Origin of the sequence: Janthinobacterium sp. EB271-G4-7A (assembly GCF_020858075.1) — a bacterium.
In the GTDB taxonomy this organism is placed as follows: Bacteria; Pseudomonadota; Gammaproteobacteria; order Burkholderiales; family Burkholderiaceae_D; genus Janthinobacterium; species Janthinobacterium lividum.
The window spans coordinates 101,408-120,547 of sequence record NZ_JACYMI010000006.1; the positions used below are offsets into that span (position 1 = coordinate 101,408).

Here is a 19,140-nt window from a genome sequence, read left to right on the forward strand (position 1 = left end):
TCCTTCCAAACTTGCCTTATGCGCTGGCTAGTTTAGCAAACTGTTCGCGCAGTTTTTCAATTGTCGCCGAAAAACTGAGCAAACGCTCGTTTTCTTGCGCAACGATGGCGGCAGGGGCGCGCGCAACGAAACTTTCATTGCCCAACTTGCTGTTGACCTTGGCAATTTCCGCTTCGATGCGGGCGATTTCCTTGCCCAGGCGTTCGCGTTCGGCGGCCACGTCGATTTCCACTTTCAGCATCAGCTTGGTGGTGCCGACGATGGCGACGGCCGCTGGCGAGTCCGGCAGCGCATCGACGATCTGCACTTCAGCCAGCTTGCCCAGCGACTGGATGTACGGTGCGTACGACGCCAGCGCGGCCTTTTCCGTGGCATTGCCCGCTTCGACGATCAGCGGCACGCGCACGGAAGGCGAGATCTGCATTTCGCCGCGCAGGTTGCGCGTTGCGTCCGTCAAGGCTTTCAGCTGCTGCATCCACGCTTCCGCACTTTCATCGATCTTCTCGGTGTTGGCGATCGGATACGGCTGCATCATGATCGAATCGCCCTCTGGCTTGAGCGTCTTGCCGGCCAAAGGCGCCACCGTCTGCCACAACGCTTCCGTAACGAACGGGATGATCGGATGGGCCAGGCGCAGCACGACTTCCAGCACGCGCAGCAGGGTGTGGCGGGTGGCGCGCTGCTGGCCTTCCGTGCCCTGTTGCACTTGGACTTTCGCGACTTCCAGGTACCAGTCGCAATACTCGTCCCAGACAAATTTGTAGATGGTGGCGGCGATATTGTCGAAACGGAAGTCTTCAAAGCCCTTGGCCACGTCCAGTTCCGCCTTTTGCAGCAGGGAAATAATCCACTTGTCCGCTTGCGACAGGTCGGCGTCATTCGGCGTGCAGTCCTTGCCTTCCGTATTCATCATGACGAAACGGGTGGCATTCCACATCTTGTTGCAGAAGTTGCGGTAGCCTTCGCAGCGGCCCAGGTCGAAATTGATGTTGCGGCCCAGCGATGCATAGCTGGCCATGGTGAAGCGCACGGCGTCCGTGCCGTAGGCGGAAATGCCTTCCGGGAATTCCTTGCGCGTTGCCTTGGTGATCTTTTCCGCGTCGCGCGGGTTCATCAAGCCCGTGGTGCGCTTGACGATCAAGCCTTCCAGGTCGATGCCGTCGATCAGGTCGATCGGGTCCAGCGTGTTGCCCTTCGACTTGGACATCTTCTGTCCCGTCGAATCGCGCACGAGGCCGTGCACGTAGACGGTTTCAAACGGCACCTTGCCCGTGAAGTGCGCCGTCATCATGACCATGCGCGCGACCCAGAAGAAGATGATGTCGAAACCCGTCACCAGCACGGACGATGGCAGGAAGGCTTTCATGTCCGGCGTTTCTTCCGGCCAACCCATGGTCGAGAACGGTACGAGCGCCGACGAGAACCACGTGTCGAGCACGTCGTCGTCGCGTTTCAACGGGCCCGTGCTGCCGGCCGCCTGCGCCTTGGCGATGGCTTCCGCTTCCGTCTTGGCCACGAAGATATTGCCGGCATCGTCGTACCACGCCGGGATTTGATGGCCCCACCACAGCTGGCGCGAGATGCACCAGTCCTGGATGTTGTTGAGCCACTGGTTGTAGGTGGTGCTCCAGTTTTCCGGCACAAACTTGATTTCGCCGCTGGCGACCTTGTCCAGCGCCGTTTCCGCGATCGACTTGCCTGGGAAGAAGGTGCCTTCCGGGGCCGGTTTGCTCATGGCGACAAACCACTGGTCCGTCAGCATCGGCTCGATGACGACGCCCGTGCGGTCGCCGCGCGGCACCATCAGCTTGTGCGGCTTGACTTGTTCCAGCAAGCCTTGCGCGTCGAGGTCGGCGACGATCTGCTTGCGCGCGGCGAAGCGGTCCATGCCGCGGTAGGCTGCCGGCGCGTCGTCCGTGATCTTCGCGTCCAGGGTCAGGATGACGATCTGCGCCAGCTTGTGGCGCTGGCCCACGGCGTAATCGTTCATGTCGTGCGCCGGGGTGATCTTCACGCAGCCGGTGCCGAATTCCTTGTCGACGTATTCGTCGGCGATGATGGGGATTTCGCGGTCCGTCAGCGGCAGTTTCAGCATCTTGCCCACCAGCGCCGTGTAGCGCTCGTCCGTCGGATCGACGGCCACGGCCACGTCGCCCAGCATGGTTTCAGGACGGGTCGTGGCCACCGTCAGGAAACCGCTGCCGTCGGCCAGCGGGTACTTGATGTACCACATGGAACCGTCTTCTTCCTCGGACACCACTTCCAGGTCGGACACAGCCGTGCCCAGCACGGGGTCCCAGTTGACGAGGCGCTTGCCGCGGTAGATCAGGCCTTGCTCGAACAGGCGCACGAAGACGTCGGTGACGACTTTCGAGCGCGGTTCGTCCATCGTGAAGTATTCGCGCTGCCAGTCGGCCGAGGCGCCCAGGCGGCGCATCTGGCCAGTGATGATGGAACCGGATTTTTCTTTCCATTCCCACACTTTTTCCACGAATTTCTCGCGGCCCAGGTCATGGCGCGAAATCTTTTGCGCATCCAGCTGGCGTTGCACGACGATCTGCGTGGCGATGCCCGCGTGGTCGGTGCCGGGTATCCAGGCCGTGTTGTGGCCCAGCATGCGGTGGTAGCGGGTCAGGCCATCCATGATGGTCTGGTTGAACGCATGGCCCATGTGCAGGGTGCCGGTGACGTTCGGCGGCGGCAACTGGATGCTGAAGGAAGGTTTTCCCGCATCGAGGGTGGCGGTGAAGTAACCGCGCTGCTCCCACTCGGTGCGCCAGAATTGTTCAATGTCGGCGGGCTCGAAAGACTTGGCTAATTCCATGATTTGGCGTGTGATTGGCAAAAGGAACCATTATAGATGACGCGGCATCGCCTGCAGCGTGGCAAGCCGCTTTTTTCAGTGTTTTGGCGGCTTTGCGGGCCGTTGACGGGCAACAGAACGGCGATAAAAGCGCTGCCGATGTTATAATGCCGGCCTTGGCGCCTCCTGCCCTATCTTTGCGGACGGCGCCAGCGGGCGCAGTTGTATCAAAGTTTCACTCCAACTCTCGTCCGCGTCACCCGGCCAGCGCATCTGCGATGCCAGCCACTTTCAGAGCGTCCCCTGCGGGCTGGGCGCCTGAGCCACGCGCACCGCCAGCGGTGCACCATTCACGGCGGAATCAAGGCGGCTCGTCATTGCACGCCGCTGCCGCCACAGCTTAGCCAGGAATGTTGTTATCTGGCCCGTCGTCTTTCGATACGGCATGTTCCACAGCGCCTGGCCGCTGTGGCTATGCCATGGCCGCGCGCTTTCCCGGTTTTGCCTGCATAAGGAAACCAGCATGAAAAAACTCTCGATCAGTGTCGGCCTCGTTTCGACCATCGCCACCCTGGGCGCCTTGCCTGCCGCCCATGCCCAGTCCTCCGTCAACGTGTATGGCTTGATGGATGCGGGCCTGGTGCAGGAAGGCGGCGTCAGCAAGCTCACCAGCGGCGTGTCGGCCGGCTCGCGTCTGGGCTTGCGCGGCACGGAATCCCTGGGTAACGGCTTGCAAGCCGTGTTCACGCTGGAAGCGGGTGTCTTGAGCGACACGGGCCGCTCGGACCAGGCAGGCCAGTTGTTTGGCCGCCAGGCGTTTGTCGGCCTCGACAGTCCGCTGGGCATGCTGACCGTGGGCCGCCAGTACAACCTGCAGAGCCAGGCGCTGACCGACGTGGCCGATCCGTTCGAGGGCGGCATGGCGGGCGCGTCGACCAACCTGGCCGGCTATTCGGCCACGCGCATCGACAATACCGTGCGCTACACCTCGCCCGAGCTGCGCGGCGTCACGGCCACGGTCATGGTCGGTTTTGGCGAACACACGGGGATTGCGGCGGACCAGCGTTCGCTGGGCCTGGCCCTCGGTTACGTCAACGGTCCATTGACCTTGCGCCTGGCGCGCCAGAGCCGTGCCGGCGAGCCGGGCAAGGCCGACGTGAACAACACGATATTGGCCGGTAACTACAACTTCGGCGTGGCCACGGCGTTTGCCGGCTATGGCCGCAATACGGGCGATGGCAGCAGCATGTTCTTTGCGGAAAATCCGTACGGCGCGGCGCAGGCGCCGGCCCAGTCCACCGACAGCCGCGACGCCATCGTCGGCGTGTCCGTGCCGTTCGGCGCGGCGACCTTGCTGGCCTCGTATGTGCGCAAGGATGACCGCGACGCTGCCAACCGCGATGCGCAGCAGCTGGCCATCGGCGCCACGTATGCCTTGTCCAAGCGCAGCAAGGTGTATGTTGCCTACGCGCACATCCGTAACCGCAACGATGCCGCCTACATGGTGGGCAATGCCACCGAAGTGGGCAGCGGCAACCGCGCCTTCAACCTCGGCCTGCGCCACGCGTTTTAAACCGTCACGCTAGGCGGGCAGCATGCTGCCTTCGTGCAGCAGCGCTTCGAAGGCGGGGGCGGCGAGTGGGCGGCTGAACAGGTAGCCCTGCATCTGGTCGCAGCCTTGCTGGCGCAGGAAGGCCAGCTGCTGTTCCGTTTCCACGCCTTCGGCGATGACTTTCAGGCGCAAGCTGTGCGCCAGCGAAATGATGGCGCGCACGATGGCCGCGTCATCGTCGCTGTGCGTGATGTCGCTGACGAAGGTCTTGTCGATTTTCAGTACGTCGATGGGGAAGTGGCGCAGGTAGGCCAGGCTGGAATAGCCGGTGCCGAAGTCGTCGATGGACAGTTGCACGCCCAGCGCCTTCAGGTTGGCCATGATGGCCGTGGCTTGCTCCACGTCATGCATGACCATGCTTTCCGTCAATTCCAGTTCCAGATGGGCCGCGGCGAGTCCCGTTTCCGCCAGCGCCAGCGCCACCGCGTGCAGCAGGTTCTTTTGCTTGAATTGCCTCGCAGACAGATTGACGGCCAGGCGCAGCGGGCCATGGCCGGCCAGTTGCCAGGCGCGCGCCTGGGCGCATGCCGTGCGCAGCACCCAGTCGCCAATGGGCGTGATCAAGCCCATTTCCTCGGCCAGGCCGATGAAGCTGGCAGGTGGAATCCGTCCCAGCTGCGGATGTTGCCAGCGCAGCAGCGCTTCCATGCCCACCACGGCGCCGCTGGCCAGGTCCAGCTGGGGCTGGTATTCGAGGTGGAATTGCCCGCGTTCCAGGGCATGGCGCAACTCGCTCTCCAACCCCAGGCGCTCCAGGGTGCCCGCATTCATGCCCGAGGCATAGAATTGCCAGTTGCCCCGTCCCTGTTCCTTCGCGCGGTACATGGCGATGTCGGCGTGCTTGATCAAGGTGTCGGCATCGTCGCCATCATCGGGATACACGGCCACGCCCATGCAACAGCTGAGGAAAAATTCATATTCGCCCAGTTGCAGCGGCTGCGCCACGGCGTCCTGGATGCGCTGCAGAATGGCCGCGCCCGGTTCGCCATTGCCATGCTGGGGCAGCAGCAGCACGAATTCGTCGCCGCCCAGGCGTGCCACCGTGTCGACTTCGCGCGTGGCGTCGCGCAGGCGTTCGGCCACGCTTTTCAGCACCAGGTCGCCTGCATCATGGCCCAGGGTATCGTTGACAAATTTAAAGCGGTCGAGGTCGATGAAAACCACCCACAGGGGAAGGCCGTTGCGCCGCGTCACGGCCATCGCCTGCTCCAGCCGTTCGCGCAGCAGTGCCCGGTTGGCCAGGCCCGTCAGGATATCGTGCCTGGCCTGAAATTCCATTTCCTGTTCGAAACGCATGACGGTGCTGATGTCGTATTGCGCCACGACAAAGTGACTGAGCGCGCCATCGCCATCGTCGCGCACGGGTGCCACGAACAGCTCGCTCCAGTAGCTGCTGCCATCCTTGCGGAAATTGCGCACGATGGCCTTGCCTTCGCGCTGTTCGCGCAGGGCCGCCGTAATGGCGTGCATGTCTTGCCGCCCTTGCTCGGGACCTTGCAAGTCTTCCAGGCGCTGGCCGATGACTTCGCTGGCCGCATAGCCGGTGATGCGTTCGAAGGCGGGGTTGACGTATTCGATCAGGTAGCCGGGCGCGTCGGCGCTGCACAGGATGATGGCATTGGCCGATACTTCGATGATGCGTTCGCGCAAGCGCAGCGACTTTTCATTGTGCATGCGCGCGGCGATATCTTCGGACAGGCGCAGATTGGCAAACTGCAGCGCCGCCGTGCGTTCGCCCGTGATGCGGGCAATCACGGAATTGCGCGACACCAGCTGGTATACATACGCTGTTGCCAACAGGCTCGACAGTAATCCGCCCAGCAGCACATACAGCGAGCCGCGATGGTTGGCATCCAAGGTCATGCCCTTGGCCGGCAGCAGGGCGGCGCCCAGGGTGTGTCCGCTGGCGTGGTACTGCAGCAGCAGCCTGGCGCTTTCCGCTTCGATCTGGCGCGCCGAGGCGTAGCACAGGGCCGTCAGGCACAGCCCGACCGCCAGGGTGATCAGGGCCGAGGTGGAAACGGAAATGGAGATGCGTTTGAAGAATGATTGCATGATGGCGTCCGGTAAGCAGCACCGCTACCGATCCGTGATCCGGCAGCCCTGGCAGTGATTGACTGTAGGGCGCGCGGTGAATGAACGTCCGTTCGCTACCGAACGGACGTTCATGCCACCAAGAAATATAGTGGGGGCATTGTGCGGGCGCTGTGTTACGCTGCTGCATATGGCGCCCCTCGTTCGGACGTCTTTCATTTATCTCCCTAGCTGACGACTGGAAACCAGGAAACCTGCCCATGTCGAGTCCGCATGCCCAGCTGCACAACCCGAATCAAAACCATTTGCTCGCCGCCATGCTCGACGCCGATTTCGCGCGCCTGGCTCCCCACCTGGAGCAAGTCTCCATGCTGCTGGGCGACGTGATCTACGACTCGGGCGACAAGCTGCAGCACGTGTACTTTCCCACCACGGCCATCGTTTCCATCCATTACCTGCTGGAAAACGGCGGCTCGTCGGAAATTGCCGGCGTCGGCAACGAGGGCATCGTGGGCGTGTCGCTATTTATGGGCGGCAACTCGACGCCGAGCCGTGCCGTCGTGCAGACGGGCGGCGTCGGCTACCGGCTCAAGGCCAATCTGCTGATGGAAGAATTCGACCGCGCCGGCCCCGTCATGCGCTTGCTGCTGCGCTATACGCAGGCGCTGATCACGCAAATGTCGCAGACGGCCGTATGCAACCGCCACCATACTGTGGAACAGCAATTGTGCCGCTGGCTGCTGCTGACCATGGACCGCCTGCCGAACCGCGAGCTGACCATGACGCAGGAACTCATCGCCAACATGCTGGGCGTGCGCCGCGAAGGCGTGACGGAAGCGGCGGGGCGCCTGCAGCAGCGCGGCCTCATCAGTTATCGGCGCGGCCATATCACGGTGCAGGACCGCGCCGGCCTCGAAGGCAATGTGTGCGAATGCTATGGCGTGGTGAAGAAGGAATTCGCGCGCCTGCTGTCGGACGTGCGCCAGCGCCAGGCGTCTTGAACACCGCTTCTTTCCTCTTATCGTAGTCACAGCCCAGGCTAGCTCATGCAATCTGTCGAAAAAATTCCCCCGCGCGCCCCGTCGCGCTGGCCCATGGCGCTGGCGTTTTCGTTCAGCGCCATCGCCCTGCTGGCCGTCGGCGCGCTGGCCTGGCGCGCGCCGTTCGAGACGGCTTGCGTCATCGACGCGCTGGTCTTCTTGCTGCTGATGCTGCTCGTGGCGCTGTACCGGCGCACGGTGTCGGCCAGTCTGCCGCGCCAGCTGCTCAAGGCGGGCGCCTTGCAGGACGCGATCTTCAACAGCGCCAATTTCTCGTGCATCGCCACCGATGCGCAAGGCGTGATCCAGATTTTCAATGTGGGCGCCGAACGCATGCTCGGCTATGCCGCCAGCGACGTGGTCGACAAGCTGACGCCGGCTGGTATTTCCGACGCGCAAGAAATCGTCGCCCGCGCGGCCGCCCTCAGCGCCGAGCTCGACACGGTTATCACGCCCGGCGTGGAAGCGCTCGTGTTCAAGGCCATGCGCGGCATCGAAGACATCTATGAGCTGACCTACATCCGCAAGGATGGCAGCCGCTTCCCCGCCATCGTCTCCGTGACGGCCTTGCGCGACGCGCAGAGCAAGGTCATCGGCTATCTGCTGATCGGCACCGACAACACGGTGCGCAAGCAGGTCGAGGCGGAACAGGCGCTGCTGGACCAGCGCCTGCGCGAGCAGCAGGCGTATACGCGCTCGCTGGTCGAGACCAACAATGCGGAGTTGAAAAAGGCGCGCCTGGTGGCGGAAAAGGCCAACCGCGCCAAGTCCGAATTCCTGTCGAGCATGAGCCACGAATTGCGCACGCCGCTGAATGCCGTGCTGGGTTTCGCCCAGCTGATGGCGTCCGACGTGCCGCCGCCGAGTCCGCCGCAGCAGCGCTCGATCGAGCAGATTCTCAAGGGCGGCTGGTACCTGTTGCGCTTGATCAATGAAATCCTCGACCTGGCCATGATCGAATCGGGCAAGGTCACTTTGTCGCAGGAAGCCATGTCGCTGCTCGACGTGCTGCAGGATTGCCAGGCCATGATCGCGCCGCAGGCGGAAAAGCGCGGCATCCGCATGCATTTCCCCCGCTGCGGCCAGGCTTTCTACGTGCATGCGGACCGCACGCGCGTGAAACAGGTGATGATCAACCTGCTGTCGAACGCCATCAAGTACAACCAGGGCGGCGGCGCCGTCACCGTCGAATGCAGCCGGCACGGCGAGAAGGTGCGCGTGAGCGTGCGCGACAGCGGTGCCGGCCTCGATGCGCAGCAAGTGGCGCAGCTGTTCCAGCCTTTCAACCGCCTGGGGCAGGAAAACAGCACGGAAGAGGGCACGGGCATCGGCCTCGTCGTCACCAAGCAGCTGGTCGAATTGATGGGCGGCACCATCGGCGTCGACAGCACGGTGGGCGTGGGCACCACGTTCTGGTTCGAGCTGGCCGCCAGCCGCGCGCCGGCACTGGCGCTGGACGATGGCGACGCGCTGCCGCAGGTGCAGGAGCCGCAGGAAAGCCTGCGCACCCTGCTGTACGTGGAAGACAATCCCGCCAACCTGGCGCTGGTGGAGCAATTGATCGCCCGCCGCAGCGATTTGAAGTTGCTCACGGCCATCGATGCGCACCTGGGCATTGACCTGGCGCGCACGTATCAGCCGGACGTGATCTTGATGGATATCAACCTGCCGGGCATCAGCGGCTTTGGCGCGCTGCATATCCTGCACAACGACCCGCTCACCAGCCACATTCCCGTGATGGCGCTGTCGGCCAACGCCGTGCCGCGCGACATCGAGAAAGGCCTGCAAGCGGGCTTCTTCCGCTACCTGACCAAACCGATCAAGGTGGTCGAATTCATGGATGCGCTCGACGTGGCCCTGCACCACGCGGCCGCGCTCGGCCTGGCCGACGACACTCACGTAATACGCTAATTCAGCACTTATTTTTAGGAATACCGCCATGCTTCAAGCCACCGAGATCCTGAACGCCAGCATCCTCATCGTCGATGACCAGGAGGCCAACGTCATGCTGCTCGAGCAGGTGTTGCGCAACGCCGGCTATACGCGCATCACCTCCACCATGGACCCGCAAGCCGTGCGCGCGCTGCACCAGCAGCACCGCTACGACCTGATCCTGCTCGACTTGCAGATGCCGGAAATGGATGGCTTCGAAGTGATGGAAGGCTTGCGCGACATCGAGGCGGGCAGCTATCTGCCCGTGCTGGTGATCACGGCCCAGCCCGGCCACAAGCTGCGCGCGCTGCAGGCGGGCGCCAAGGATTTCGTCAGCAAGCCCTTCGACCTGGTGGAAGTAAAGACGCGCATCCACAACATGCTGGAAGTGCGCTTGCTGTACCAGAAGCTGGCCGAATACAACAAGTCGCTGGAACTGAAGGTGGAAGAGCGCACGGCGGAGTTGCGCGAAAGCGAAGCGCGCTTCCAGCGCTTTACGGAACTGTCGTCCGACTGGTACTGGGAGCAGGATGCGCAGGGCAATCTGACGCGCTTTTCCGGCCCCGTGGCTGAAATGCTGGGCATCGGCAGCGAAGAAGAGCCGCAGCGCTGGAACGCCGCCGAGCGCGCGCTGCTCGACGCAAAAATTGCCGCGCGCGAACCGTTCCTCGATTTTATCTACAGCCGCGCCAACCTCGACGGCAGCATGCAGTATCTGCAGGTCAGCGGCGAGCCGATGTTCGACAATGGCAGCCGCTTCATCGGCTACCGCGGCATCGGCCTCGATGTCACGCAGCGGCATCGGAGTGCCTGATTTATACTTGGTGCCATCGATACTGACCAGGAAAAATCATGACTGACAAATCTCCTTCCTACTGGTTCCCCGCCAAGACCTATGGCTGGGGCTGGGGTTTGCCCATCACCTGGCAAGGCTGGCTGGTGTTCCTGGCCGCGCTGGCGCTGTTCGCCTGCGGCGCCTTCCTGTTCCCGCCGCAAGAATCGCTGGCGCTGTACATCATCTATGAAGCGGCCATCGTCGCCGTGCTCATTTTCATCTGCCAGCTGAAGGGCGAACCGACCGCCTGGCGCTGGGGCAAGAAGAAATAGATGTGATGGCATCTGCTGCATTGCAGCAGATGCGCAAACACGACACCTGCAAGAAATCATCTGGCCGCGCGGCGTGAACCGCGTATAATTGGCTCGCTGCCGCAAGGCGGCAAACGCTAGGGGTCCTGCCTTTCGCTGTGAAAACACAGTGCAAGCGCGGGTGAGAAATACCCTCCGAACCTGATCTGGATAATGCCAGCGAAGGGAAGCTTTAGGATGAACGCACCCCGCTTTTCCGCGTGCGCGCAGCCGAACCTCCTTAGCTGGCTCCAGGCTTAAAAATAGTCTAGCCAAGGAGCCAAAATGAACGCCAACCCGAAATTCCTCTCCGCCACCGCCACGGTCGACGAAGCCGCCATCGCGCCGCTGCCCAATTCGCGCAAGATCTACGTCGAAGGCAGCCGCCCCGACATCCGCGTGCCCATGCGCGAGATCAGCCAGTCCGACACGGAAGCGTCGTTCGGCGGCGAAAAGAATCCGCCGATCTACGTGTACGACACGTCCGGCCCGTACACGGACCCGGACGTGCAGATCGATATCCGCTCGGGCCTGGACACGCCGCGCCTGCCATGGATCATGGAGCGCGCCGACACGGAAGAATTGCCCGGTCCCACTTCCGACTACGGCATCGCCCGCCTGGCGGACCCGAAACTGGCCGAGCTGCGTTTCAACCTGCACCGCAAGCCGCGCCGCGCCATTGCCGGCAAGAACGTGACGCAAATGCATTACGCGCGCCAAGGCATCATCACGCCGGAAATGGAATTCGTTGCCATCCGCGAAAACATGCGCCGCCAGGAATATTTGCGCGAACTCAAGGCTTCCGGCCCCATGGGCGAGCGCCTGGCCGACCTGATGGGCCGCCAGCACCCGGGCCAGTCCTTCGGCGCCAGCATCCCGGCGGAAATCACGCCGGAATTCGTGCGCGAGGAAATCGCCCGCGGCCGCGCCATCATTCCCGCCAACATCAACCACCCGGAAGTGGAACCGATGATTATCGGCCGCAATTTCCTGGTGAAGATCAATGCGAATATCGGCAATTCCGCCGTCACCTCGTCGATTGGCGAGGAAGTGGAAAAAATGACCTGGGCCATCCGCTGGGGTGGCGACAATGTGATGGACCTGTCCACAGGTAAACATATCCACGAGACGCGCGAATGGATCGTGCGCAACAGCCCCGTGCCCATCGGCACCGTGCCCATCTACCAGGCGCTGGAAAAGGTCAATGGCAAGGCCGAAGATTTGACGTGGGAAATTTTCCGCGACACCCTGATCGAGCAGGCCGAGCAGGGCGTCGACTACTTCACCATCCATGCGGGCGTGCTGCTGCGCTATGTGCCGATGACGGCCAAGCGCCTGACGGGCATCGTCTCGCGCGGCGGCTCCATCATGGCGAAATGGTGCCTGGCGCACCACCAGGAATCGTTCCTGTACACGCATTTCGAAGAAATCTGCGAAATCATGAAGGCCTACGACGTGTCGTTCTCGCTGGGCGACGGCTTGCGCCCCGGCTCCATCTACGACGCCAACGACGAAGCGCAGCTGGGCGAGCTGAAGACCCTGGGCGAGCTGACGCAAGTTGCCTGGAAGCACGACGTACAGGTGATGATCGAGGGGCCGGGCCACGTGCCCATGCAATTGATCAAGGAAAACATGGACTTGCAGCTGGAACAGTGCGGCGAAGCGCCGTTCTATACCCTGGGGCCGCTGACGACGGATATCGCGCCCGGCTATGACCACATCACCTCGGGCATCGGCGCGGCCATGATCGGCTGGTATGGCACGGCCATGCTGTGCTACGTGACGCCGAAGGAACACCTGGGCCTGCCCAACAAGGCGGACGTCAAGGACGGCATCATCACGTATAAAATCGCGGCGCATGCGGCCGACCTGGCCAAGGGCCATCCGGGCGCGCAAATCCGCGACAACGCGCTGTCGAAAGCCCGCTTCGAATTCCGCTGGGACGACCAGTTCAACATCGGCCTGGACCCGGACAAGGCGCGCGAATTCCACGATGAAACCCTGCCCAAGGATTCGGCCAAGGTGGCGCATTTCTGCTCCATGTGCGGCCCCCATTTCTGTTCGATGAAGATTACGCAGGAAGTGCGCGAATACGCGGCCGGCATGGGCATCGCGGAAGACAAGGCGCTCAAGCAGGGCATGGAAATCAAGGCCATCGAATTCATCAAGAACGGCGCCGAGCTGTACCGCAAGGTCTGAAGGAGAGCGTGATGCCTGCATTGATATCCATCACGCTCAACGGCGCGCCGCACCAGGTGCCGCCGGGGCAAACCCTGGATCAATTGATCGCCGCCCTGTCGCTGGAAAACCAGGCGCTGGCGCTGGCCGTCAACCGCAACGTCGTGCCGCGCAAGGCGTGGCCAGGGCAGGTCTTGCAGACGCAAGATCAAGTGGAGATAGTACGCGCCATCGGCGGCGGCTAAGTTGAGAATAGACAAGGAAGAACACATGAACACCGCAACAAACAACGACCTGCTGACCATCGCAGGAAAGCAGTACCCATCGCGCCTGCTGGTGGGCAGCGGCAAGTACAAGGATTTGCCGCAGACGCGCGAAGCAACGGATGCGGCGGAAGCGCAGATCATCACGGTGGCAATCCGCAGGGTCAATATCGGTCAGGATCCGAACGCGCCCAGCCTGCTCGATTTCGTGCCACCGGACCAGTACACGATCTTGCCGAACACGGCCGGCTGCTACAACGCCAAGGATGCCATCTACACCCTGCAACTGGCGCGCGAGCTCCTGGGCGGGCGCAATCTGGTGAAGCTGGAAGTGCTGGGCGACGAAAAAACCTTGTTTCCGCACATGCCGGAAACCCTGGTCGCGGCCGAAGCGCTGGTCAAGGATGGCTTTGACGTGATGGTCTATTGCAGCGACGACCCCATCCAGGCGAAGATTCTGGAGGACATCGGCTGCGTGGCCGTCATGCCGCTGGCGTCGCTGATCGGCTCGGGCATGGGCATATTGAATCCGTGGAACTTGTCCTTGATCATCGATCAGGCGAAAGTACCCGTGCTGGTGGACGCAGGCGTGGGCACGGCGTCGGATGCGGCCATTGCCATGGAACTTGGCTGCGATGGCGTGCTGATGAATACAGCGATTGCCGGCGCGCGCGACCCCGTGCGCATGGCGCGTGCCATGAAGCTGGCCGTGCGGGCCGGGCGCGAAGCATTCCTGGCGGGCCGCATGCCGCGTAAATTTGCTGCTTCGCCATCGTCGCCGATGGCGGGCCGCCTGGCGTGATGGCGCGCGCGCTGCCGACGGTGCTGGTGTTTGCCGGCGCCGACCCGTCGGGCGGCGCCGGCATCGCCGCCGATGTCGTGGCGATTGCGGCGCAGGGCGCGCATGCCTTGCCCGTCATCACGGCGCTGACGGTGCAGGACAACGACCGCGTGTTTGCTGTCGAACCGGTGGCGCCGGAATGGCTGCGTCGGCAGGCGCAGGCGCTGATCGACAAAATCAGCATCGATGCCGTGAAGATCGGTATCCCTGGCAGCGCGGCGAATGCGGCCGTCATCGCGCAACTGATCGCGCAATTGCGGCTGGCCCGGCCAGATTTGCCTGTCGTGCTCGACCCCGTGCTGGCCAGCGGCCATGGCGACGTGCTCAGCCGGGACGACGCCGTGCTGGCGCTGGCGCCCTTGCTGCCGGTGACTACCGTCATCGTACCGAACGGGCCGGAAGCGGCGGCTCTGGGCGGCGAGAAAAACCTGCGCGCGCAAGGCTGCAAGAACGTGCTGGTGACGGGCGGCCATGGCGAAGGCGAGGTGATCGTCAACCGCTGGCACGATGGCGAGGACAGGGCGCGCGAGTGGCGCTGGCCGCGCCTGCCCGGCGAATTCCACGGCAGCGGCTGTACCCTGGCGTCCGCCATCGCGGCGCGCCTGGCACTGGGCCAGGCATTGCCCGAAGCGCTTGATGGCGCGCAAGCCTATTGCCATGCGGCCCTGGCCGGCGCGTATGCGGTTGCGCCAGGCCAGCTGATGCCGCAACGATTCATTCAATAAGGAAAACATCATGCGTGGACTGTATCTGGTTACCCCGAACTGGGATGACACCGACCGCCTGCTCGATATCACGGAACAGGCTTTGCACGGTGGCGTGGCCCTGCTGCAATACCGCCACAAGAGCGCCGAGGCGGAACAGCGGCACGAGCAGGCGGGCGCCTTGCTGGCACTGGCCCGCAAGTATGGCGTGCCTTTCATCATCAACGATTTTATCGAGCTGTGCGAAGAGCTCGACGCGGACGGCGTGCACGTGGGCGGCACGGATGCGTCCGTCGCGCAGGTGCGCGCGCGCCTGGGCAAGGACAAGCTCGTCGGCGCCTCGTGCTATGGCGACATGGCCCTGGCGCGGACGGCAGAGGCGGGTGGCGCCAGCTATGTGGCCTTCGGCGGCTTTTATCCCTCGCTGGTGAAAAAGTATCCGGTCACGACACCATTGGATATCGTGCTGCAGGCCAAGCGCGAGATCGCCTTGCCCTGCGTGGTGATCGGCGGCATGACGCCGGAGAACGCGGCGCCGCTGGTGGCGCGCGGCGCCGACATGGTGGCGGCCATCAGCAGCGTCTTTGGCAAAGAATACCAGGCGGACGATGTGAATATTGCGGTGCAGCAATTCAATCACTTGTTTGCGGCATGAGCATGCGGGTGCAGGGCTGGTTTGGGCGGATAATCGGCATATAATAAGAGCATCATTCATTACCGAGGTCCCTTTGCCCATGAGTCAGCCAGCCGCCGCGAAACGCCTTATCCTGATCGTTGACGATGACCAACTCCTGTTGGAATTCCTCGGCGAAGTCCTGCGCCATGCCGGCTACGAGACGGCCCTGGCCCATTCGGCCGAAGTGGCGCTGCAGCTGATTGCCCAGCGCGAGCCCGACCTGGCCTTGCTCGACATCCACATGCCGGGCATGTCGGGCCTGGAGCTGGCCAAGCGCCTGCATGGCGAAACGGCCGTGCCGTTCATGTTCCTGTCCGGCAGCGGCGACAGCGAATCGGGCAAGCAGGCGGCCGCCTATGGCGCCGTCGGCTATGTCGTCAAACCCGTCGATGAAGGCCGCTTGATGCCCGCATTCGAAGCGGGCCTGGCGCGCGCCGATGAAATCCGCCAGCTGCGGCGCACCGAACTGAACCTGAATGCGGCGCTGGCCGCCGGCCGCGAAACGAGCCTGGCTGTCGGTTTGCTGATGGGTAAGTTCCAGACGGACCGCAACACGGCGTTCGAAGTGCTGCGCGACCACGCCCGTTCCAGCCGCCGCAAGATCAATGAAATCGCCAGCCAGCTGCTGCTGGCCGAAGAAACCCTGAACGGCCTGCACGGCGCCTTTTTGAACCGGGCGAAAACCAAGTAAGCGTTGCACCGGCGCCAGCGTGGCACGTCGGCGCCTGCCTTGTTATGATGTGGCGATACGGCGCGCTGGCGCGCCTGGTTCAACCATAGACAGGACACACATGAAAACCAAAGCAGCGATTGCATGGAAGGCGGGCGCTCCGCTGACGATCGAAGAAGTCGACCTGGCCGGCCCGCGCGAGGGCGAAGTACTGGTCGAGATCAAGGCCACGGGCATTTGCCACACCGATTACTACACCCTGTCGGGCGCCGATCCGGAAGGCATCTTCCCGTCGATCCTCGGCCATGAAGGCGCCGGCATCGTCGTCGACGTGGGCCCGGGCGTGAAAAGCCTGAAGAAGGATGACCACGTCATTCCCCTGTACACGCCGGAATGCCGCCAGTGCAAATTCTGCCTGTCGCAAAAAACCAACCTGTGCCAGTCGATCCGCTCGACCCAGGGCCGCGGCCTGATGCCGGACGCGACCTCACGCTTCTCCATCGACGGCAAGCCCATCTTCCACTACATGGGCACGTCCACCTTCTCGAACTACATCGTCGTGCCGGAAATCGCCCTGGCGAAGATCCGCGAAGATGCGCCATTCGACAAGGTCTGCTACATCGGCTGCGGCGTGACGACGGGCGTGGGCGCCGTGCTGTTTACGGCCAAGGTAGAAGCGGGCGCCAATGTGGTCGTCTTCGGCCTGGGCGGCATCGGCCTGAACGTGATCCAGGCGGCGAAAATGGTTGGCGCCGACAAGATCATCGGCGTGGACATCAACCCGGCGCGCCAGGCCATCGCGCGCAAGTTCGGCATGACGCATTTCGTCAACGCCAACGAGGTGGAAAACGTTGTCGACACCATCGTGCAGCTGACGGACGGCGGCGCCGACTATTCGTTTGAATGCATCGGCAACACCACCACCATGCGCCAGTCGCTCGAGTGCTGCCACAAGGGCTGGGGCCAGTCCATCATCATCGGCGTGGCGGCGGCCGGCCAGGAAATTTCCACCCGTCCATTCCAGCTGGTGACGGGGCGCGTGTGGAAAGGTTCCGCCTTCGGCGGCGCGCGCGGACGCACGGACGTGCCGAAGATTGTCGACTGGTATATGGAAGGCAAGCTCAATATCGACGATTTGATCACGCACCGTTTGAAACTGGAAGATATCAACCAGGGTTTCGACCTGATGAAGAGCGGCGAATCGATCCGCTCCGTCGTGCTGTATTAATTGACATACGCCGTACCACGGCGTTTTTGCGGAGGCTGCGGCCTCCGTTTTTTTGCCGCCGCGTTTGCCATCCATCGGGCCAGGCTGTCGCCTAACCCTTCATCCCGGCACTTCATCGCACGGCGCTGGCGGTACTGGCCGCCAGCGCTTATCGTGATTCTCGTCGCTGTACCACAGCGGCTTTACGGAGGCCCCTGGCCTCCTTTTTTTTACCCGTGCTTTGCCACTCATCGCGCAAGCCTGCCGTCCAGGTGCGCCTTTTTGCAGCCTGTCGCACCGCGCTGGAGCCGTGAGCTTTCCGTCGTTAAAGTCAATGCTCCACTACTTTTGCGACGAGGCAGCCATGTCCACTTCCCACCGTTTGATCCTCAGCCTGGCCGGTATCCTGCTTGGCGGCAGCGCGCTGGCCGTGCAGCCGCCGCAACCGCCCGCGCCACCGGCCGCACCAGCCGCACCAGCCGCGCCCAGCGTGCAGGTCAGCCGTTCGCTCGACAAGGGTGAAAGCTATGCGCTCGTTGATGGCGCCAGGGATGGCGAGGGCGTCATCGTCATCGACAGCGATATTCATTCGCAGCAGGTGGAAAAGCTCAAGCGCTCGATCAAGGGACCCTTCCTGTGGTTCCGCGACCAGGGACAGGCTTACGTGCTGCAGGATGCGGCCTTGCTGGGCAAGGTGCGCACGGCATGGCTGCCCTCGAAACAGCTGGGCAAGGAGATGGGCGCGCTTGGCGATCAAATGGGCGCGCACGGCAAGGCCATGGGTGAAATGGGTCGCAAGATGGGCGCCCGCAGCCTGGAAAAAGGCAGTGCGCGCGAGTCGGAACAGTTGCGCGCACTGGGCCGCCAGCAGCAGGAGCTGGGCCGCAAGCTCGGCGACGCCTCGCGCCGCCAGGCGCTGGCAACGAGCGGCACGGCGCGCCGCGCGGCCGAGCGCGACGTGGAACGCCTGCAGCAGCAGATGGAAGATGCGCAGGAAGAAATGGAAGAGATCAACGACCGCATCGCCGACGTGCACGAGCGCGAGGCCGAGAAAATGGAGCAGATGTCGCGCCAGATGGAGCAGCGCAGCAAGCCGATGGAAGCGCTGGGCAAGCAAATGGACGACCTGGGCCGCCAGCAGGAAAAAGTCGTCAAGATCGCCGACAAGACCACGCGCCAGGTGATCGCCCAGGCGCTCAGCGAAGGCAAGGCAAAGCTGGTGCGCTGAATGTTGTGCTGAATCAGCGGGCCAGTGGCTTGCGCATCAGGCAGCGCAGCGCCGGGTCGTGCCCGTCCTGCGCTTCGCGCGCCAGCTTGAGCGCGTGACCCGCGCCCAGCGCCGCGGCCTCGATTGCGCTGAAACCGTGGCGCGCATAGTAGGGCGCGTTCCATGGCAGGTGGCGATACGTGCTCAGTGTCAGGCATGCGCAGCCCAGCGTCCGGGCATGGGCCGCCGCCGCGTCGAGCAGGCGCGCCCCCAGGCCCTGCCGTTGATGCGGCAGGGCAACTGACAATTCCACGATGAACCACTGGCCGTCGAGCGGCTGGGCGGCCAGGAAACCCGATGGCCGGTCCAGGCCATCGGCGGCCACCCATATGCCGCCATGCTGCTGCAGCATCTGCAAGGTGCTCAGTGGCAAGGGTTCTCCCTGCACCAGCCACGCCAGTTCGGGGCCTGCGTGGGCAAACAGAGCTGCGGCGCTGCGCTCGACCTGGGCCAGCAGGGGCAGGTCGGCGCCGGTGGCTGCGCGGATGGCGTAACTCACGGTGTGTTCCACACGGCGGCCACGGCGCGGTATTGCGCCGGCAGCTGCTCCCTGGCGTCGTCCTCGCTGGCATACACCTCATCCTGTACCGTTTCCCAGTGCGCGTCGCAGCTGAAACGGTAGACTTGCGCCTCGTCCCCGTAGCGGCACACGGCCAGACCGTGGATGGCGATGGGGGCGGCGCCGTCTTCATTGGTGACGTGGCCGAAAGGCAAGTCGGACCAGGCCCAGGCCAGTACGCGGGCGCCGTCGAGGTGGCTGGGAGGTGTCATGGGCATGTTTTCGTCAG

Annotated in this window: 17 protein-coding genes and 1 riboswitch; of the genes, 13 read left to right on the forward strand and 4 right to left on the reverse strand. The window is 63.3% G+C overall.

Annotation, left to right across the window (positions count from 1 at the left end):
- Positions 1 to 16: 16 nt before the first annotated feature.
- The gene (locus IGS58_RS26760) at positions 17 to 2,824 is read right to left on the reverse strand and encodes a valine--tRNA ligase (RefSeq protein WP_070278376.1); all 2,808 of its coding nucleotides are present in this window, start codon (positions 2,822 to 2,824) and stop codon (positions 17 to 19) included.
- 502 nt (positions 2,825 to 3,326) lie between these two features.
- Here IGS58_RS26760 and IGS58_RS26765 point away from each other — a divergent pair.
- Positions 3,327 to 4,376, forward strand: a complete 1,050-nt coding sequence (locus IGS58_RS26765) for a porin (RefSeq protein ID WP_230523124.1) — start codon at positions 3,327 to 3,329, stop codon at positions 4,374 to 4,376.
- A gap of 9 nt (positions 4,377 to 4,385) precedes the next feature.
- Here IGS58_RS26765 and IGS58_RS26770 read toward each other — a convergent pair whose 3' ends face one another.
- Entirely contained in the window at positions 4,386 to 6,470 is a 2,085-nt protein-coding gene (locus IGS58_RS26770) for a putative bifunctional diguanylate cyclase/phosphodiesterase (RefSeq protein WP_230523125.1), read from the reverse strand.
- Positions 6,471 to 6,709: 239 nt separating this feature from the next.
- Here IGS58_RS26770 and IGS58_RS26775 point away from each other — a divergent pair, with 239 nt between their 5' ends.
- From IGS58_RS26775 to IGS58_RS26830, 12 genes are all read left to right on the forward strand, one after another.
- Complete coding sequence (locus tag IGS58_RS26775) at positions 6,710 to 7,450, forward strand: Crp/Fnr family transcriptional regulator (protein WP_230523126.1); 741 nt, start codon at positions 6,710 to 6,712, stop codon at positions 7,448 to 7,450.
- Between the two features lie 45 nt (positions 7,451 to 7,495).
- Positions 7,496 to 9,400: a hybrid sensor histidine kinase/response regulator gene (locus IGS58_RS26780; RefSeq protein ID WP_230523127.1), complete on the forward strand. Its 1,905-nt coding sequence runs from the start codon at positions 7,496 to 7,498 to the stop codon at positions 9,398 to 9,400.
- A gap of 28 nt (positions 9,401 to 9,428) precedes the next feature.
- Positions 9,429 to 10,235 carry a response regulator gene (locus tag IGS58_RS26785; protein ID WP_230523128.1) on the forward strand — a complete coding sequence of 269 codons (807 nt, stop codon included), beginning with the start codon at positions 9,429 to 9,431 and terminating at the stop codon, positions 10,233 to 10,235.
- A gap of 38 nt (positions 10,236 to 10,273) precedes the next feature.
- Complete coding sequence (locus IGS58_RS26790) at positions 10,274 to 10,528, forward strand: hypothetical protein (protein WP_230523129.1); 255 nt, start codon at positions 10,274 to 10,276, stop codon at positions 10,526 to 10,528.
- Between the two features lie 108 nt (positions 10,529 to 10,636).
- Positions 10,637 to 10,752, forward strand: a riboswitch (TPP riboswitch).
- Positions 10,753 to 10,831: 79 nt separating this feature from the next.
- Positions 10,832 to 12,745: a phosphomethylpyrimidine synthase ThiC gene (gene thiC / locus IGS58_RS26795; protein WP_230518322.1), complete on the forward strand. Its 1,914-nt coding sequence runs from the start codon at positions 10,832 to 10,834 to the stop codon at positions 12,743 to 12,745.
- 20 nt (positions 12,746 to 12,765) lie between these two features.
- Positions 12,766 to 12,969 (forward strand): sulfur carrier protein ThiS, encoded by a 204-nt coding sequence (gene thiS, locus IGS58_RS26800; RefSeq protein WP_070222852.1) that lies wholly within the window; start codon positions 12,766 to 12,768, stop codon positions 12,967 to 12,969.
- A 25-nt stretch (positions 12,970 to 12,994) separates the two neighbouring features.
- On the forward strand, positions 12,995 to 13,789 hold the full coding sequence (locus IGS58_RS26805) for a thiazole synthase (RefSeq protein ID WP_230523130.1): 795 nt from the start codon (positions 12,995 to 12,997) through the stop codon (positions 13,787 to 13,789).
- Positions 13,789 to 14,553: a bifunctional hydroxymethylpyrimidine kinase/phosphomethylpyrimidine kinase gene (gene thiD, locus IGS58_RS26810; RefSeq protein ID WP_230523181.1), complete on the forward strand. Its 765-nt coding sequence runs from the start codon at positions 13,789 to 13,791 to the stop codon at positions 14,551 to 14,553. Before IGS58_RS26805 ends, thiD begins: the two co-directional genes overlap by 1 nt.
- 10 nt (positions 14,554 to 14,563) lie before the next feature.
- Complete coding sequence (gene thiE, locus IGS58_RS26815) at positions 14,564 to 15,187, forward strand: thiamine phosphate synthase (RefSeq protein ID WP_230523131.1); 624 nt, start codon at positions 14,564 to 14,566, stop codon at positions 15,185 to 15,187.
- A 79-nt stretch (positions 15,188 to 15,266) separates the two neighbouring features.
- Positions 15,267 to 15,899: an ANTAR domain-containing response regulator gene (locus tag IGS58_RS26820; RefSeq protein WP_034749164.1), complete on the forward strand. Its 633-nt coding sequence runs from the start codon at positions 15,267 to 15,269 to the stop codon at positions 15,897 to 15,899.
- A gap of 100 nt (positions 15,900 to 15,999) precedes the next feature.
- Positions 16,000 to 17,106, forward strand: coding sequence for an S-(hydroxymethyl)glutathione dehydrogenase/class III alcohol dehydrogenase (locus tag IGS58_RS26825; RefSeq protein WP_070253806.1), 1,107 nt, complete (start codon positions 16,000 to 16,002; stop codon positions 17,104 to 17,106).
- A gap of 343 nt (positions 17,107 to 17,449) precedes the next feature.
- On the forward strand, positions 17,450 to 18,313 hold the full coding sequence (locus IGS58_RS26830; RefSeq protein ID WP_139144057.1) for a hypothetical protein: 864 nt from the start codon (positions 17,450 to 17,452) through the stop codon (positions 18,311 to 18,313).
- Between the two features lie 13 nt (positions 18,314 to 18,326).
- Here the strand turns inward: IGS58_RS26830 and IGS58_RS26835 are convergent, their stop codons facing one another.
- Both IGS58_RS26835 and IGS58_RS26840 read right to left on the reverse strand, forming a co-directional pair.
- Positions 18,327 to 18,851 (reverse strand): GNAT family N-acetyltransferase, encoded by a 525-nt coding sequence (locus IGS58_RS26835; RefSeq protein ID WP_070253804.1) that lies wholly within the window; start codon positions 18,849 to 18,851, stop codon positions 18,327 to 18,329.
- Positions 18,848 to 19,123, reverse strand: a complete 276-nt coding sequence (locus IGS58_RS26840) for a hypothetical protein (RefSeq protein ID WP_176374694.1) — start codon at positions 19,121 to 19,123, stop codon at positions 18,848 to 18,850. Before IGS58_RS26840 ends, IGS58_RS26835 begins: the two co-directional genes overlap by 4 nt.
- Between the last annotated feature and the right edge of the window lie 17 nt (positions 19,124 to 19,140).